We start from the raw sequence: 17,938 nt of genomic DNA, 5'->3' as shown, positions 1-17,938 counted from the left end.
TGAGCGAGCTGCATTATCACGTGGTATGTCGCAGTCACGTTTCACCATTTTCCGTTCACGGTTCAAATTTCTAATCTCGTTTTTCAAATCTTTTTTACCTTCGCGTCACAATGACGGAAAAAATATTAATTCTCGATTTTGGCTCCCAATATACACAATTAATAGCCAGGGCCGTACGTGAGGCCAATGTTTACTGCGAAATTATTCCCTACCACAAAAAGTTTGAAATTGATGCCTCTCTTAAGGGCATAATCCTTTCAGGATCACCTTTTTCTGTAAATGAAGAAAAGGCGCCTGTGGTAGATATTGCAGACTTTATAACAAAAGTGCCTGTATTAGGTGTTTGTTATGGAGCACAGCTTACTGCCAAAGTTTTTGGCGGACGTGTGGAAAAAAGCAACAAGCGCGAATACGGTCGCGCCATGATGCAAAAACACATCAACGATGTACTGTTGCACAATGTAAGCGACATGAGCCAGGTGTGGATGAGCCACAGCGATTCCATCAAAGAATTGCCTGAAGGTTTTGAAGTATTGGCAACTACGGCGAGCATTCCTGTGGCCGCTTTCCGCAGAATCAACAACAACAACGATACACATTCACTATACGGGTTGCAATTTCACCCAGAGGTATACCATTCTGCCGAAGGCAAGAAAATACTGCAAAACTTCCTCGTAAATGTTTGTGGTTGCTCACAGGACTGGACGCCTGCACACTTTGTGACCGACACAGTTGAACAATTGAAAAAACAGATTGGTAACAGAAAAGTGATCATGGCACTGAGCGGCGGGGTAGACTCCACAGTAGCTGCAACGCTTATCCACAAAGCAATTGGCAGCAACCTCTTCGGGATTTTTGTTGACAACGGCGTGCTTCGCAAAAATGAATTCCAACAAGTACTTGATACTTATAATAAAATAGGACTAAATGTAAAGGGCGTTGATGCAAAACAACGTTTCTACGATGAGTTCAAAGGCAAAACTGATCCTGAGGCAAAACGAAAAGTGATCGGTAAACTGTTCATCGATGTTTTCCAGGAAGAAGCGCACAAACTTGAAGGCATTGAAATGCTTGGTCAGGGTACCATTTATCCTGATGTTATTGAAAGCATTTCTGTACATGGTCCATCGGTTACCATCAAATCTCACCACAACGTAGGAGGCCTTCCTGAAAAAATGCACTTGCAACTGGTAGAGCCATTGCGTTTCTTGTTCAAAGATGAAGTAAGACGCGTGGGTAAAGAATTGGGTATTCCTGATGAAATGTTGGGACGCCATCCTTTCCCGGGTCCGGGTTTAGCCATCCGCATTTTGGGCGAAGTAACAGAAGAAAAAGTAGAGCTTTTGCAAGACGCAGATCACGTTTATATAAATGGGTTAAGAGAACACAATTTGTATAACAGTATCTGGCAGGCAGGCGCTATTTTACTTCCGGTAAAGAGTGTAGGCGTAATGGGTGACGAAAGAACTTATGAATACACTTTGGCTCTGAGAGCCGTTACTTCTGTAGATGGTATGACCGCCGACTGGGCGCATTTGCCGTATGATTTTCTGGCACACATTTCGAATGAAATTATCAATAACGTAAAAGGTATAAACAGAGTAGTATACGATATCAGTAGCAAGCCACCGGCAACTATTGAGTGGGAATAAGATAATATTTGTAAGCGGCAGATTGTTCAGGGATAATTACAAAAATAGCTGGGAATAAACCATTTAACCCAGTGTTTAAATAAATTTTCGTTTATTCGCGTGAGCTGTTAATAGAAAGGTACTGGTATAATGCCATACGACCGTTATTAACAACTCACGTTTTTAGTTATAATTATTTCCAATGAAAAAACTTCTTATCGCCTTTATTCTATTATGTTCGTTTGGAAAAAATGCATTTTGTTTTACACCATCCGATACCACGAAACGAAGCACCGTCGCTATCTTTTTGCCTCTCTATTTAGATTCGGCATTTGATGCTACCAACAATTACCGTTACGGAAAACAGTTCCCTAAATTCCTCAATCCTGGCTTGGAATTTTACGAAGGCGTTCAACTGGCCATTGATTCCATGAGAAAACTGAATCTGGCGCTGGACGTGCAGATTTATGACACCCGGTCGAACAAATCTATTTATGAAATAACTCAACTGCCTGAGTTTGGTGATGTGGATCTCATCATTGGGCATACTGCCAGTACTGAAATGAAGATGCTTGCGGAAATAGCGCTGCGCAAAAAGATTCCCTTCATTAATCCTAACTTTCCGAACGACGGTAACATTACCAATAATCCATATTTTGTTTTACTAAACTCAACGTTGCGTACGCACTGCATTGGGATATATAAATTCTTACAGAAAAATTACGGCACATCTCCTGTAATTATTTTTCGCCAAAAAGGAGAACAGGAAGATCGCTTAAAAGGATACTTCGATGAAATAGCAGCCAACACGGCCTCTGTAAAATTGAAATTGAAATATGTAAATCTTGAAGAAGGATTTACCGCTGATCAGCTGCTTCCTTATCTCGACAGCACAAGGCAAACAATGTGCGTAGCCGGCAGCCTGGATGCAGATTTTGCTACCAATCTTTGTTCGCAATTATCCACACTTTCAAAAACTTATCCGCTGCAGATAGTCGGCATGCCAACCTGGGACGGCATGAAGGATCTGGAAAAATTCAATCTTGATATTTTCTACTCCACGCCCTTTTATAATGCCAAAGTTGATGCTGTTAGCACAAGCATCAACAACTATTTTAAGACCAATTTTTACTCAAGGCCAAGCGACATGGTGTTCCGCGGTTATGAAACATTCATGCATTTTGGTCTTTTGCTGAATACCTACGGGAAAAATATTGATTCTAATATAGGTGACAAAAAATTTAAAGTCTTTACCGACTTCGACATTCAACCCACCATTCTCAACACGCAAACGCAACAGCTCGAATACTTCGAAAACCACAAGCTGTACTTTGTGAAGAAAACAGGCGGCGTGGTGAAAGCGGTGTATTAATTTGAAAACGGAATTAATTTGAAAATATAAGAATTTGAAAATGGCAGGTGTAGCATCTGCCATTTTTATTAAAAAGTTCTTGTGGAAAAGATTAATTGACAATGATTTTCAAATAAATAGCACCCGAAAAATATACTTTCTTGAGAATGACGGTTTAAATATCAGGATGTGCACAGAAAGTTAATTTTCATATTTTCAAATCGTCAAATTTTCAAATTTTTCTCTCTAAATTGCCCGCTTAAACTATATTAATTACGAAGCTAAATTTTTAAGTTATGATTAAGCTACAAGTTATCGGCAATCTCGGTAAGGACTGTGTTACAAGCAATGTAAATGGAAGAAGCGTGATGAATTTCAACGTGGCACACACAGAGAAATACAAAGATGCACAAGGTAACCAGGTAGATAAAACTATCTGGGTAGAATGCGCTTACTGGAGCGATAGAACAGCTGTAGCAGCTTATTTAAAAAAAGGCACACAGGTTTACGTAGAAGGTACTCCCGAAGTGCGAACTTATTCAAAAAACGATGGTAGCACCGGTGCGTCACTTACATTACGCGTACAGAGTGTACAATTATTGGGTCAAAAAGCAGCGGGTCCTGGCGACTACAGTTCTCCGGCAGCGGGCAACACCTATGGTGGTAACACTGGCGGTGGTTACAGCCAACCGCAAAGCGGACCTTCTGTACCATCAGAACCAGTTGACGACTTGCCATTCTAAGAAAAGCATTTTTCTACTGAGACCCGAGCCTACAAGTTCGGGTTTTCTTTTTTGCGACAACGCTTAAAGTTGGCGCAGATATGCCAGCTTTTCCACACACTTTGGCGCAGATATGCAGTTTGGCATTGTGCTCTGCGTATCTGCGACATCGCTTTTCCCCGCATTTTCCCCACCTCCATTTTTCAATTGTGCCATTTTCCAATTAAGAGCTAATTTGCACGCATGCAACAATATCTTCAGCTTCTGCAGCATATAATGGACAATGGTGTTTCTAAAACCGACAGAACCGGTACGGGCACCACCAGTTGTTTTGGATACCAGATGCGCTTCGATTTGTCGAAAGGATTTCCTTTGGTAACCACTAAGAAACTGCATTTGAAAAGCATCATTTATGAGTTGCTTTGGTTCCTGAAAGGAGAAACCAACATCGCATATTTAAAAGAACATGGTGTAAGCATTTGGAACGAGTGGGCCGATGCAAACGGCGAACTCGGTCCCGTGTACGGCAAACAATGGCGCAGTTGGGAAGGTGCCGATGGCAAAACGATCGACCAGATCAGCGATGTTGTAAAACAGATAAAAAACAATCCCGATAGCCGCCGTATGATCGTGAGTGCCTGGAACGTAGCCGAGCTTCCCGAAATGGCATTGATGCCTTGCCACTCATTGTTCCAGTTTTATGTTGCAGACGGTAAACTAAGTTGCCAGTTGTATCAACGCAGTGCAGATGTATTTTTAGGGGTACCTTTCAACATCGCATCTTATGCATTGCTCACAATGATGATGGCGCAGGTTTGCGGATTGGAAGCTGGTGATTTCGTACACACATTTGGTGATGTTCACTTATATAACAATCATATAGAACAAGCCAAACTGCAATTGTCAAGAACGCCGTTTCCATTGCCAATCATGAAACTCAATCCTGAAGTAAAAGACATCTTCAATTTTAAATTTGAAGACTTTACTTTGGAAAACTATCAGAGCCATCCGGCGATTAAAGCGCCAGTTGCCGTTTAGGAATTAAGAATTAGGAATTAGGAATGCATTTTGTGTTACGATTGCGATAAGTGGCTGGCATACTTTGAGTGCATTAAATCTCAGATTTCAAATCGTCAATCTTAACCAATCATGACAATCATGAAAATCTGCGTTCCATTCTCTCCATTTTCAAATTAATTACATGAACATTTCTTTCGTAGTAGCGGCTTCCGAAAATAATGCAATAGGTAAGAACAATGAATTGCTTTGGCGATTGCCAAATGATACAAAGTTTTTCAAGAATATCACATGGGCAATGCCATGCATAATGGGGCGCAAAACATTTGAATCGCTGGGTAAGGCGCTCAACGGAAGGAAAAACATTGTGATTACGCGTCAAGATGACTGGAAAGGGGAAGACGCTATTGTTGTAAAGAATATACAAGATGCATTGAAAGCAGCCGAAGCAACTGATTCGAAAGAAGTATTTGTAATCGGCGGTGCACAGATCTATAAGGAAATGTTGCCAATGGCAAACAAAATTTACATCACCCGTGTTCACGCTTCCTTTGATGATGCAGATGCATTTTTCCCAGAGATCAATACCAATGAATGGCAATTGACAAATAACCAGGATTTTCCCATTGATGGTAAACATGCGTATGAATATAGTTTTCAGGTGTGGGAGAGGAAGTAGAGAATAATTGAAAATTGAAAGTTGAAAATTAATAGGTGCGCAGTTGTTATGAAGTGTAGTATAGTTCACTTGAACCGTTTACTCACAACTCATAACTCATAACTCACAACTTTTTCATGTATAGTAAATTCAAACTGGCTCAAAAATATCTCGGGTATTACGTTACTGCACTTAATGGAAAGGGGCATGGCATTCATTCTCCTTTTGTGTTTGATTTTGTGATAAACGTACTCAACGACAAACGGCAATATTATGCATTTGAAAAGATCGAAGCTTTAAGAACCAGGTTGTTGAATGATCATAATGTAATACAAGTAGAAGATTTTGGTGCTGGTTCAGTAAAGGATAATAAAAAACAACGCAGTATTGGCAATATTGCAAAGCTTGCGGCAAAGCCCGCAAAACTGGGGCAGCTTCTGTTTCGCATAGTCAATTACTATCAGCCGCAAACAATTGTGGAATTAGGCACTTCATTTGGTATGTCGACATCTTATCTTGCCTGTGGCAACGCACAGTCTTCCGTAATTACAATGGAAGGCGCACCAGCGATAGCGCAAAAGGCCAAAGAGAATTTTCACTTGATAGGTTTGCAAAACGTGCAGGTTGTAACGGGTAATTTTGATGAAACACTTTTGCCAGCCTTATCATCGTTGCAAAAAGTTGATCTTGCATTTATCGACGGCAACCATCGCAAGAAGCCAACACTTGACTACTTCAATGCATTTTTGCAAAAAGTAAATGATCACTCCATTTTAATCTTCGACGACATCCACTGGAGCCAGGAAATGGAAGAAGCCTGGGAAGAAATAAAAAAACACGAAGCCGTTCAATATTCCATCGATCTATTCTTCATCGGATTGGTTTTCTTCAGAAAAGACTTTAAAAAGAAACAGCATTTTGTAATTAGGTTTTAGAGAGAGCACGCAGATGACGCGGATTGAGCAGATTGCCACTGATCTTCTGACGACTGGCGAATGTATAGTGCTTAACCGCAAAGCACGCAGAGAGGTGGCCAGCAAAATGAATAGCAACTTGATGAATCGCAAAGGTAGCGAAGAAATACTTAGTGATAGAATATGAGGCTGCTCTAAAATTTTCGTGTTGCCAAGAAATGGCTTCGTTTCCTTTGCGCCACCTTTGGATATTTGCGGTTAAAAAATCTGCGTTGATCGGTTTCATCGGCGTCATCTGCGTGCTCCCTTAGTTGTTGCTCTGAAAAAAAAAAGTTATATTGAAGCAAGAATAACTACTTATGATTGTAGGAATTTTAAAAGAGCTATCCTTTGAAACACGCGTCTCCATGTTGCCTGAAACCGTTTCTGCGCTGATAAAGAAAAATGTGGAAGTTTGGGTAGAGCGCGGAGCGGGAGAAAAAGCATCTTGCGCAGACAGTGACTATGTCAGTGTGGGCGCAAGCATAAAATCGGCTGTGGAAATATTTCAATCGTCAACCATTATTCTATCTATTCATCCGCCGGACGAAACTTCGCCTTCACCAAATCCTTCACAAATAATCATAGGCGTTTTTCAACCTTTATATAACGGTCCTTTAATGGATCAGTGGGCGAAAAAAAATATAACTACATTCAGTCTCGATATGTTACCACGCACTACGCGTGCACAAAGTATGGATGTATTAAGTTCCCAGGCAAACATTGCAGGCTACAAAGCTGTATTACATGCAGCAAATATTTTTCCGAAATATTTTCCCATGTTCATGACCGCAGCTGGCAGCATTGCTCCGGCAAAGGTCCTGATACTTGGTGCCGGTGTAGCAGGTTTGCAAGCGATTGCAACAGCGAAGCGGTTGGGCGCGGTGGTTGAAGTGTTTGATACAAGGCCTGCCGTTAAAGAAGAAGTAATGAGCCTTGGTGCAAAATTCATTGAAGTAGATGGCGCGGCTGATGTTTCCAAAGCTGGCGGCTATGCAGTGGAGCAAACAGAAGAATACAAACAGAAGCAGCAGCAAAAAATTACAGAAGCAATCGCCAAAGCAGATATAGTAATTACAACCGCGCAAATTCCCGGCAAGAAAGCGCCGTTGTTGATTACCGACGAAATGTTGGCGCAAATGAAAAAAGGCTCTGTAATCATGGATCTTGCCTCTGCAACAGGAGGCAACACTAATGTTACAAAAAACAACGAAACGTTTTTGCACAATGGAGTAACGATTGTGGGTAATTCAAGCCTGCAGTCAACAATGCCGAGCGACGCAAGTAAAATGTATGGTAAAAACGTATTGAACTTTTTACAACTCATCATAGACAAAGAAGGAAAGCTCAACCTGAATTTCGAAGACGATCTTGTAAAAGGCGCATGTATCACACACGGCGGAGAAGTGCTAAACTCAAGAGTAAAAGAAATTTTGACCGACTAGAGAAATCAAAATTTCAAATTTCAATTTCAAATCCAACAGCATGCAAAACATCCTCGAATGGTTTTCGCTACATGAACAATATATCTACATCGTGGTGTTGATGATCTTTTTAGGAATAGAGGTCATTGGGCGTGTGCCTGCGGTTTTACATACACCGTTAATGAGTGGTGCCAATGCGATACATGGGGTTGTAATCATTGGAGCCATAATCGTAATGGGCAAAGCTGATACTGGCAATTATCTTGCACTTTCTCTCGGCTTTCTGGCGGTGGTCCTCGGTACGTTGAATGTTGTAGGTGGTTTTGTGGTAACCGATAGAATGTTGGAAATGTTTAAAAAGAGGAAGTAATGAGTTATGAAGGATGAGTTATGAGTAAGGGTCGCTAAACTCATAACCCCCAACTGAAAACTCATAACTCAAAACTCATAACTCCCACAAGCATGGAAATAAGCATCCTCACAATTTGTTATCTCGTTGGATCGATCAGTTTTATACTGGGACTAAAAATGTTGTCGAATCCTGCAAAAGCAAGAACCGGCAATCGCATTGCAGCGCTTGGAATGACGATCGCAATTCTGGCAACTATTTTTTTATACAAAGATGAAGAGGGAAATCATTTGCATAATTATGCGTGGATCTTCGGAGGATTGTTGATAGGAGGTATAGTAGGAACGCTGGCTGCGAAAAAAGTAAAAATGACCGCAATGCCGGAAATGGTAAGTCTCTTCAACGGAATGGGTGGGGCATGTGCCGCATTAATTTCTATCGTGGAATACGATCACCTTGTAAAGCCGGCGCTTAAAGTTCTGGCTGATGCCGAGAAAAACAATACAGAGTTCTCTTTAACAGACCTTTCCACTATGCCCGTTATCATTTTGGGTTTGATAATAGGAAGTATCTCTTTTGCCGGAAGTATTATTGCGTGGGGCAAACTAAATGGTAAGATCAAAGACTTTTCTTTTCCGGGACAACATATTGCCAATCTTTCCTTGTTTGCGATCATTCTTGCGTTGGGAGTGTGGTTGTGGTTTGATCCGATCGCCGCGCCAAGGTTCTATCTCATTTTTGCACTCGCCATTTTGTACGGAGTAATGTTTGTGTTGCCGATCGGTGGGGCAGACATGCCTGTCGTTATTTCCCTATTGAACTCTTTCACCGGTGTCGCTGCAGCTTGCGGTGGATTTTTGTACAACAACAAAGCCATGCTAACCGGCGGTATACTGGTAGGAGCGGCCGGTACATTGCTTACCATACTCATGTGTAAAGCAATGAACCGCTCGTTGAAAAACGTATTGATTGGTTCATTCGGTGGAGTATCAAATGGTGTTGCACCAGGTGAAAAGGCACAGGGCAACTACAAAGAAATTTCATTAAGCGATGCGGCAGTATTGTTAAGTTATGCGCACAAGGTAATGATCGTTCCCGGCTACGGTTTAGCAGTAGCGCAGGCTCAGCACGTTTGCCATGAGCTTGAAAAAATGCTCGAAAACAAAGGCGTGGAAGTTGACTATGCGATACACCCCGTTGCCGGACGCATGCCCGGACACATGAACGTGTTATTGGCAGAAGCAGATGTGCCGTACGATAAACTGAAAGAAATGGAGCAGGCAAACGATGAATTCGGCACAACAGACGTAGTGCTGGTGCTTGGCGCAAATGACGTTGTAAATCCTGCTGCTAAAACAGATCCATCTTCACCAATATATGGAATGCCAATTTTGGAAGTGCAGAATGCAAAAAATATTATCGTCAACAAACGAAGTATGAAGCCTGGCTACGCAGGTATAGAGAATGAGTTGTTTTTTCAGCCAAAGACCTCAATGCTTTTCGGCGATGCGAAAAAAGCGTTGCAGGATTTGATAGCAGAGATTAAGCAGCTTTAATTTGAAAGTTTGAAAACTTGAAGATTTGAAAATGAGGAAGCAGGAACGCAGATTTTCAAGATTGTCATGATTTGTCAAGATTTTTTGATGGGAGATTGGATGGCACAATACCTGTATGAATGAACTTATTCAAGCAGGGGATTGACTGATTTCTCCTGATCTTTTGTGGAACAGACGAGTGCTTGTCGACAATCCCGATACCGCACAGAATGCATTCTTAATTCTTAATTCTTAATTCAACGTCACAGCCTTTTAAGCTAACATTGAGCATTAAAATAGAAATAAACAGGAGTTCAAATTTCTTACATTCAAGTTCCTTTATCAACAACTATTTACTATGTGGAAAATCTTTTATAGCATCGCAGTTTTGCTTGGCTGCGTGCTCACAGGCGCCGCCCAAAAAACGGTTCCCTATCTGGGAAAAATTGAGTGGATCAATGGTTTTGACCATGAGATTGAAGGCGAGAATATCCGGTATTATTCGGCCTTTCCTGACTATGCTACCACAGCATTGCTCACGCGTGCCACCGACGGCAACAAGGTCATCGCATGGGAAACAGCCCCTGTACCTGCGCGTATTAAAGGGCCTTATGTTTATTTCAGTTGGGTTGCGGGTCATTCAACCGGTACCAGCAGCGGCGATCGTTATTTTGATGTTTACGTAGATGATAAAAAACTTCTTACCATCACCACGAAGCCCGCTAATCAGGCACCTGTGTGGTCATTTGCTGCTTCTGACAGCAGCAGGATCGTCTTTCAGCAAACCAAAAGAGATGGTGCGAACGATGCACACGGCCTTATGTTCCTGCGGTTGCCGGTAAGCCGTGTAAAAGCAGGAAGGTCTGTGAAATTGAAAATCATCGGTCAGGCCCAGCAAAGCAATGACTGGCTCATGACGTTTAAGTTTTCCTTCCAGGAAAAAGTAGATATCAACCCTCAACCTTTTATACTTAAAAACGGTCAGCAACCTGTGGCCCTTACTGCACTTCATTTTGGCGCACGCCAAACCCTGCAGGTTAAAGTTGGCGGGAAAAAAGAATATTCGTTTCAGGTAGAAGATGGCGTTAATCACTTCGACATACCTGTAGAGCCGGCGCGTAAGTTAGATAGCATTCGTGTGGTGGTTTCCAATGCAGGAAAAATACTGGCGGACAAATTCGTTACACTAAAACCTGTTACGTACCGCGAGCTCAATTTCATACACCATGCCCATACAGATATTGGTTACTCTCACCTGCAACCGGAAGTGATGAAAAGACACATCAAGAACATCAACGATGCACTGGATATGATTGCAGCTACCAGGAACTATCCTGAGGAAGCAAAGTTCAAATGGAACGTTGAGTCGCTGTGGGCAGTGGAACATTTCCTGGAACAGGCAACGCCTGAAAAAAAAGAGGCATTCATAAAGGCAGCGAAAGATGGCTATATCTGTTTGTCGGCACTGTATGCGAATATCCTCACTGGAATGTGCCTGCCGGAAGAAACACTTCACTATACTGATTTTGCGGCACAGCTACGCAAAGCATATGGCCTGCGTATTCCCAGCGCTATGATCTCTGATGTGCCGGGCTATACCTGGACTACCGTAACAGCACTTGCAAAAGGCGGTGTAAAATATTTCTCCAGTGGTCCCAACTACATGGGTGAAAGCCATCCTTACCTTGGAGATCGTGTGGGTGAATTTGTTCGCGCCTGGGGCGATAAACCTGTGTGGTGGGCATCGCCGTCAGGAGAAGAAAAAGTGTTATTCTGGGCAGGTGGAAAAGGATATTCTTCCTGGCATGGCACTGCTCCCGGAGCGGTGTTTGAAAGCGGTGCACAAAAGATCGCCAATTATTTGAACGAGCTGGATGAAAAAAAATACCCCTATGATATTGTTCAATGGAGGTACAATATCGTTGCCGATAATGGCCCTATTGATACTTCTATTTCCCGGTTTGTTAAACAATGGAATGAGAAGTATAGCTCGCCTAAAATAGTACTTAATACAACGGACAAACTTTTTGAAACATTTGAAAAAAAATATGGCAAAGATCTGCAGGTGGTAAAAGGCGATATTACTCCCTATTGGGAAGACGGCGCTATTTCTACCGCCAGAGAAGAAGGGCAGAACCGGCTCAACAGTCTTCGTTTGTCACAGTTGACCAATGCATATGCAATGCTGGCTCCCAGCCAATATAACGAACAGCAATTTTATAATGCATGGACCAATGTCCTGCTCTTCCATGAGCATACCTGGGGAGCCTATAATAGCACGACAGAGCCTGATATACCTTTTGTGACAGAGCAGTGGCGCATTAAAAAGCAGTACATGCTGGATGCCGACAGTCAGATCAATGTTATTGCTGATAAACTATTTCAACCATTAACAGATGCAAACTCTCGCAATATTGCTGTAGTGAATACACTTTCTTGGTCACGAAGCGGACCTGTGAAGATCAATGTAGCTGGTAAATCTGTGAAAGACGCTTATGGCCGCACATATCCACTTCAGCACCTTTCGGATGGTTCCTATGTATTTATCGCCAGCAACGTACCGGCTTTCGGAACGGAAGTTTATACAGTAAGTGATGATGCCGCTTCAGTAAAAAATTCGTTTACACAAAACGGAAATATGCTCTCTAATGGCGACATTACCGTTGCGTGGGATCCTGTTTATGGAAGCATTACACAACTTAGTGCAAAAGATGGTCACAACTACGCCGGCACGTTTCAGGCACAGGGACTAAATAGTTATTGGTATGTACCCGGATATAACCCGGCAGATGCCATTACCAACCAGCAAGTGCAAATACAGGTATTGGAAAATGGTCCCGTGGTAACTTCTATCGTTCTGCGTGCGCAGGCACCCGGCGCAAATTCGCTGGAGAAACGTTTAACACTGTACGCTAACAGTAACGCCGTGCTAATTGAAAACATCGTCGATAAAAAAGCTATAAGACAAAAAGAAGGTGTACACTTTGGTTTTCCATTTGATGTGCCTTCCGGAAAAGTTACACTTGACGCAGGTTACGGCACATTGAGGTATCTTGATGATCAGCTTCCCGGATCCAATATGGATTTCTTGTATGGCCGCCGGTGGATGGACATCTCTGGCGCTTCCAATGGTTTGCAATGGATGTTGTTGGAAACACCGATAGTAGAACCTGGTAGTATGAACGATGAGCGTTTGCAAATTGCCCAAAGTCTTAAAGCATGGAAAAAAACGGGTCAGCCAACATCGCTTTGGTTTTCTTATGCGATGAACAACTATTGGTATACGAACTACAAAGCAGATCAGGAAGGACGTGCCAGCTTTCACTACGCACTACAGCCGCACGGTGAAGCAAACGACGCGGCGTTGGAAATGGCAGGATCAGATTTTACGCAACCGCTGATTAGTTTTCCTGTGAAGAAGGATGTTGTTTTATCAAAAGGGCTTTTTAAACTTACCAATACATCTATCGTTGTTACTGCTATTGTGCCCCAGGCGAGGGGCCAATATATTATTCGTCTGTTTAACCCTGGTCATACACCACAAAATACAGGCTTCAACTGGGGTACACTAAATCCGGGTAAGATTACAGATGTAAGAAACGGAGTGACGAAACAGGCAAATGCAACCGTTACTTTGCCGGCAATGGGTGTTGAAGAATATTTGATTGTACCGTAGGGGCGAATTGCATTCGCCCTTTCATTCACCGCAATTTGCAGTCGCAACAAACTTTTGTGGCTGGTCTTTTTAGACCGGCCATTTTTATTTCATCAGATTAAACGACACGACAATGATTGTAATGCTTATGCAAATCAACCCAACAAGAAATGCATAATCCGCAACCAATTCCAGCCTTCGGCTTATTGTAGCAAGACGTGAGCGCATTGATAAAAATGATAATAAACAACTCGCCATTAAAAGCATTGCAGCCATTCCTGTAGAATCATCAATAAAAGTAGCAGAGTTGAACTTTGCTATCTTAATAGATGTAAGCACTATCAAACAAAAACCTAACAGGTTAGAAGATGTATTGAGAATGTGCGGAGATTTATTTTCAACTGCCATAGCCTTATTTTATTAAACAAATTAAAGTAGTGTACCTGATTTAAAAAGGGGCTGCCGCTAACAGTTGGTTATTTAGTAAAATATTATGGTGCAGTCAGTAGCTTTTAAAAAAATGACGGTAAATAAAAAAGCTCCGGAATGACCGGAGCTTTTAAACAATTCCATTAGTGATTACTGTCGTTGATAAATTCCGGTATAAGTGTATGTTTTGCCATCGTTGGCTACATCGTTATATGAAATTTTGAATTGATTGTCTGATACTTTTTCTAATGAAGCTTCTTGCATATATGGATCGAGCGTAGGGCCATTTCCATCATCAGAATATTCACTAATAATAATGATTTTCTTTGTTTTTGAATCATAGCTCCATGATCCGTTATTTAGGGAGTTGTGCGAGAATTCTCTAAGGGAAGGCCCATTCGAACTCCAATAAATAGATTTTGTAGCATCGGAATATTCTCCAATGTATTTATCACTATTTAAAGTGATATTGTTTTTCTTGTAATTAATAGAGTCGGTACCTAGTAATATATCCGTGGGACGTGGCGTGTATACCCCGTTGATGGAATAATAATCGGTAGATGATTTCATCACCATGTACCAGGCGCCGACCGTACCGGAGTACGATTGAATATATATAGCTGAATCGCCGCTCTGATAGACTTTGGCAGGTGAAAAATCAATGGCCCAAAGCGCTTCTTCCCGGTCAACTATCCACTTATTATAAGTATAATTGAAATAGTCTTTTAACTGACCAATTTCGCTTCTTTCCAATCTTGTGGTAGTCCATGTGCCTTCCAGCCATTTGCTACCATCGTCGCCCCCAAAATGATCAATATAAATACAAGTTGTAACAGGGTTGCTCACATGATTGTTGAAGTCATATGCCATATAGGTTACACACACCGTATCCGGGGTTTTAATATTTACGGGAATGTTGATAACGATAAGGCTGTCGTTATTGTTATCACTGCCACCCATAACGCTTATAAGCGAGCGATGGAGGTTTGTTGATTCAGCTGGCTTGCCAAACGGATGTACAGAAGCTGTTGAAATGCTGCCTTGCTGAGTACTGCTTTGAACCACTGGTTTAGCGTAATCAACTTTGAAATACTCGCTGGCGCCATTGATTTGCACGTAATATCCGGCAACATCTCCTGATTCAATATTCGTGTGAATAAATGCATGGCGGCCCGCTATGGCATTTACGGAAGATTCATTCGGGGTGCCAAGTTTAATATCAGTAGTATTGCTGCTTGCTGGCATTGCACCTGTAGTGCGTTTACCGTGCCAAACAGTAATTGCAGCAGACAAAGCCTGTGGATCTTTGGAAGAAAGCTTTGAAGACTCGGGAATAGTATCGTCGGCGTTTTTTTGACAAGAGAATAAGGCAATGCTTAGGGTTGCGGCACACAATAGCCATGAAGGGTACTTCAGTAAATATTTCATATTGTACTAATAGGTTTAATGGTAAAGGTAATTGTTCTTTTGTAAAAACAACTTGCTCATGCTTAAACGCCAAAGACGATCTTTTATTATAAAACATAATAAAAGCTAAGGTAGTGTTATAGAGCAGAAATATCAGTGTAAATCAGTCAAATCAGTGTCATCCCCGTCCGAACGGTTTCAGCCGGGCGGGTGTGGCTCACTCGAAAAACACCTTCACTGTCTGATAAAACAACCTGTTTTGCAAGTAAGCATTTTGTGTTTGTTCAAGATAACCTTGCAAGCCGAAGAGGCCAGCCGCATTGCCTTTGTTGATGGCAATTTCAAGATAACCGGCAGAATTAAACAGCGCCAGTTTTTCGCCTTCGGAAACATCAGCATACGACTCACTGATCTTATCAATCACTTCATCTCTTTTAAAAACAATTCTGAAACTGCGGCCGCGACGTTGTTGCTCAAAATCATCCCGTGTAATATTTACAATAACGTTTTCAAAGTTGTCAATGAAAATAATTTGTCCCTCCATCCAGTTATCGCCAAGCAATGCACGCAAATGATTTTTTTCAATGATGGGAACATCCGGTTCGCCGATGGTTAGCAAACTTTTCCCTTCAGAAATATCCTTGATCGTTTTGCCGAATATCTGTGCGCAATACAAAGTATTTTTAATAGCATTGCTGTCAAGCTTCAGTCCGATCACCATTTCAGGTTTCTCTTCCAGTATCATTGTAAGCAAGCCGTTGTCTGCACAAAGAATATATTGATTTTTGTGAAACGCCAATAGCAATTGCTGAGGCTTGCGCTCAAACAAATTCACCATTACAATATGAAAAGTGAAATCCGGAAAATTCTTAATCGCATTTCTGCTAACATAAGCAGACTGCGGATAGTTAAAAGGAGACAGTTGATGTGTAACGTCAATAATATTGAATGAAGGATTAATTTGGAGCAATTGACCCTTCACCGCGCTCACCAGGAAATCCTGCTGACCAATGTCGGATGTAAGGGTAATTAACGCCATTCAATATATTTTCTTGTTGCGATTTAAGTTAGAAATGAAATTCGCTGCTAATAAACAAATTCCTTTTGAATAGAATAACTATTTAACCAGTTTTCCTTTCTTGTAATAAAAATTATGAACCAGTTTGTCTGCCAGTGAAGGAAAAAATTTATTTAGGAAAATAGTTTGCTTGCCCTGGAAAGTAAGCACCATTGTTCTCTTCTTTTTCTCAATTGCGTTCAGAATATATTTCGCACATTCTTCTGCAGGCATAATTTTTCCTTCGTCCATCACGCTTTCTCCTGTTGCCTCACCTTTATTGTTCAATGCACTAAAGCGAATATTAGATGCCGTAAAGCCCGGACAAACCCACATTACATTCACTCCGTCTTCCAGCAGTTCCGTGCGCAGAGATTCCAGCCACCCCTGCAATGCAAACTTCGAAGCACTGTAACCGCTTCTTCCCGGCAATCCGCGATAACCGGCAATAGAAGAAACGCCAACAACCGTTCCTTTTCTTTCAATCAAACTTGCCAAAGCATGTTTGGTGCAATAAACAGTGCCGAAGAAATTAATGTCCATCAATTTCTTAATTACATCCACGCTAGAATCCTTAAAAAGGGCACGCATAGACATACCGGCATTATTAATAAGAATATCGATGCCGCCGAATGTTTTGATGGTAGAATCGATGAATTTTTTACAATCCTGCTCGTTGCTTACATCTGCGACAACAGTGTGAAGCATTACGTTGGTATACTCCATTTGCAGGTTGTATAATTTCTCATAAGTTCTACCACAAGTGGCAATTTTGGCACCCATAGGAATAAGAAGATCGATAAGCGCTTTTCCTATTCCCTCACTGCCTCCTGTAATGGCAACAACTTTATTTTGAAAAAAAGATGACATGTGTTAAAGGATAAAAATTTGGTGCGGCAAACCTACACGAAAACTACTGCTTCACAAAGAAGTAAAGGGTAATGATTTGCCCTATTTATAACTTTATCAAACTGTTAGAAGTTGAGACGACTGAGCCTTTTTCAAAAAAAGTTGAATATTTTTTTTGAAAAATTTGGTGCGAATTGCTGAATCCTTATCTTTGCACTCCAATTTTGAAACGGCCTTATCGCCGGTAGTTCTTAAGAGGAAGTTCTTACAAGAAAAAATGATTTGTGGCTCAGTTAATAGAGCATCCCGATCTTAAAATCGGGAGGGTCTTGGGTTCAAATCGAATTGATTCCGTAGCTCAGTTGGTAGAGCAATACACTTTTAATGTATGGGTCCTGGGTTCGAGTCCCAGCGGGATCACAGAAGAAGGCCTTCAAATCAGACTTTGAAGGCTTTTTTATTGAATTGAAAAGTAAGAGATTTTATAAGGGTTTAAATGAACCGGAATAGAGTTTCGAATGTTCTTAGGAAAATTGATTTTGTGGCTCTGTTGTTAGAGTATCATGAATTCAAATCGATTCCGTAGCTCAGTTGGTAGAGCATCCCGATTTCTAATCGGGAGGGTTCTAAGGTTGGAGAGATAAATTGAAATAAAAATATTGATTCCGTAGCTCAGTTGGTAGAGCAATACACTTTTAATGTATGGGTCCTGGGTTCGAGTCCCAGCGGGATCACAAAAATTAAGTAGCCTTTGGTCAAATCGATCGAAGGCTTTTTTATTTCGAAAATTTTCAGTTTCGATGAACAATCGAATTTTGATTCCATTGCTCAGTTGATAGAGCATCCCGATCTTTGATCGGGAGGGTCCTGGGTTCGAGTCCCAGCGGGATCACGAAAATTA

At 41.5% G+C, this 17,938-nt stretch carries 15 protein-coding genes and 3 tRNA genes; 13 read left to right on the top strand and 5 right to left on the bottom strand.

The features are described from left to right. Positions 1 to 110 precede the first annotated feature (110 nt). The 6 genes from guaA (at position 111) to QJ048_RS18945 (ending at position 6,314) form a co-directional block, all read left to right on the top strand. Positions 111 to 1,652 carry a glutamine-hydrolyzing GMP synthase gene (gene guaA, locus QJ048_RS18970; protein WP_282335984.1) on the top strand — a complete coding sequence of 514 codons (1,542 nt, stop codon included), beginning with the start codon at positions 111 to 113 and terminating at the stop codon, positions 1,650 to 1,652. A 181-nt stretch (positions 1,653 to 1,833) separates the two neighbouring features. Then, on the top strand, positions 1,834 to 3,003 hold the full coding sequence (locus QJ048_RS18965; protein ID WP_282335983.1) for an ABC transporter substrate-binding protein: 1,170 nt from the start codon (positions 1,834 to 1,836) through the stop codon (positions 3,001 to 3,003). A 275-nt stretch (positions 3,004 to 3,278) separates the two neighbouring features. Beyond that, the gene (locus QJ048_RS18960) at positions 3,279 to 3,725 is read left to right on the top strand and encodes a single-stranded DNA-binding protein (RefSeq protein WP_282335982.1); all 447 of its coding nucleotides are present in this window, start codon (positions 3,279 to 3,281) and stop codon (positions 3,723 to 3,725) included. A 222-nt stretch (positions 3,726 to 3,947) separates the two neighbouring features. Further along, positions 3,948 to 4,742, top strand: a complete 795-nt coding sequence (locus tag QJ048_RS18955; protein WP_282335981.1) for a thymidylate synthase — start codon at positions 3,948 to 3,950, stop codon at positions 4,740 to 4,742. Between the two features lie 163 nt (positions 4,743 to 4,905). Next, complete coding sequence (locus QJ048_RS18950) at positions 4,906 to 5,400, top strand: dihydrofolate reductase (RefSeq protein ID WP_282335980.1); 495 nt, start codon at positions 4,906 to 4,908, stop codon at positions 5,398 to 5,400. Between the two features lie 116 nt (positions 5,401 to 5,516). Next, positions 5,517 to 6,314: an O-methyltransferase gene (locus tag QJ048_RS18945; RefSeq protein WP_282335979.1), complete on the top strand. Its 798-nt coding sequence runs from the start codon at positions 5,517 to 5,519 to the stop codon at positions 6,312 to 6,314. Here QJ048_RS18945 and QJ048_RS18940 read toward each other — a convergent pair. Continuing rightward, positions 6,304 to 6,588, bottom strand: coding sequence for a hypothetical protein (locus QJ048_RS18940; protein ID WP_282335978.1), 285 nt, complete (start codon positions 6,586 to 6,588; stop codon positions 6,304 to 6,306). The genes QJ048_RS18945 and QJ048_RS18940 overlap by 11 nt on opposite strands. 64 nt (positions 6,589 to 6,652) lie before the next feature. Between QJ048_RS18940 and QJ048_RS18935 the strand changes: the two genes are divergently transcribed. From QJ048_RS18935 to QJ048_RS18920, 4 genes are all read left to right on the top strand, one after another. After that, the gene (locus QJ048_RS18935; RefSeq protein ID WP_282335977.1) at positions 6,653 to 7,777 is read left to right on the top strand and encodes a Re/Si-specific NAD(P)(+) transhydrogenase subunit alpha; all 1,125 of its coding nucleotides are present in this window, start codon (positions 6,653 to 6,655) and stop codon (positions 7,775 to 7,777) included. A gap of 40 nt (positions 7,778 to 7,817) precedes the next feature. After that, a complete protein-coding gene (locus QJ048_RS18930) occupies positions 7,818 to 8,126 on the top strand; it encodes an NAD(P) transhydrogenase subunit alpha part 2 (protein WP_282335976.1) in 309 nt (102 codons plus the stop codon). Between the two features lie 92 nt (positions 8,127 to 8,218). Beyond that, the gene (locus QJ048_RS18925; RefSeq protein ID WP_282335975.1) at positions 8,219 to 9,661 is read left to right on the top strand and encodes an NAD(P)(+) transhydrogenase (Re/Si-specific) subunit beta; all 1,443 of its coding nucleotides are present in this window, start codon (positions 8,219 to 8,221) and stop codon (positions 9,659 to 9,661) included. 337 nt (positions 9,662 to 9,998) lie between these two features. Further along, positions 9,999 to 13,316: a glycoside hydrolase family 38 C-terminal domain-containing protein gene (locus QJ048_RS18920; protein ID WP_282335974.1), complete on the top strand. Its 3,318-nt coding sequence runs from the start codon at positions 9,999 to 10,001 to the stop codon at positions 13,314 to 13,316. Positions 13,317 to 13,400: 84 nt separating this feature from the next. Here QJ048_RS18920 and QJ048_RS18915 read toward each other — a convergent pair whose 3' ends face one another. The 4 genes from QJ048_RS18915 to QJ048_RS18900 all read right to left on the bottom strand — a co-directional run bounded on the left by QJ048_RS18915 (position 13,401) and on the right by QJ048_RS18900 (position 17,058). Then, positions 13,401 to 13,703, bottom strand: a complete 303-nt coding sequence (locus QJ048_RS18915; RefSeq protein WP_282335973.1) for a hypothetical protein — start codon at positions 13,701 to 13,703, stop codon at positions 13,401 to 13,403. A 171-nt stretch (positions 13,704 to 13,874) separates the two neighbouring features. Continuing rightward, positions 13,875 to 15,152 (bottom strand): hypothetical protein, encoded by a 1,278-nt coding sequence (locus QJ048_RS18910; protein WP_282335972.1) that lies wholly within the window; start codon positions 15,150 to 15,152, stop codon positions 13,875 to 13,877. Between the two features lie 196 nt (positions 15,153 to 15,348). After that, a complete protein-coding gene (locus QJ048_RS18905; RefSeq protein ID WP_282335971.1) occupies positions 15,349 to 16,170 on the bottom strand; it encodes an SAM hydrolase/SAM-dependent halogenase family protein in 822 nt (273 codons plus the stop codon). Between the two features lie 78 nt (positions 16,171 to 16,248). Further along, positions 16,249 to 17,058 carry an SDR family oxidoreductase gene (locus tag QJ048_RS18900; RefSeq protein ID WP_282335970.1) on the bottom strand — a complete coding sequence of 270 codons (810 nt, stop codon included), beginning with the start codon at positions 17,056 to 17,058 and terminating at the stop codon, positions 16,249 to 16,251. Between the two features lie 326 nt (positions 17,059 to 17,384). On the opposite strand from QJ048_RS18900, the gene QJ048_RS18895 reads away from it, so the two are divergent. From QJ048_RS18895 to QJ048_RS18885, 3 genes are all read left to right on the top strand, one after another. After that, positions 17,385 to 17,457, top strand: a tRNA-Lys gene (locus QJ048_RS18895). Positions 17,458 to 17,698: 241 nt separating this feature from the next. Then, a tRNA-Lys gene (locus QJ048_RS18890) sits at positions 17,699 to 17,771 on the top strand. Between the two features lie 83 nt (positions 17,772 to 17,854). After that, positions 17,855 to 17,929 (top strand) — tRNA-Lys (locus QJ048_RS18885). The last annotated feature ends 9 nt before the right edge of the window (positions 17,930 to 17,938 follow it).

Source organism: Pinibacter soli (assembly GCF_029961145.1).
Lineage (GTDB): Bacteria > Bacteroidota > Bacteroidia > Chitinophagales > Chitinophagaceae > Pinibacter > Pinibacter soli.
This window is presented reverse-complemented; position numbering and strand designations above follow the sequence as displayed.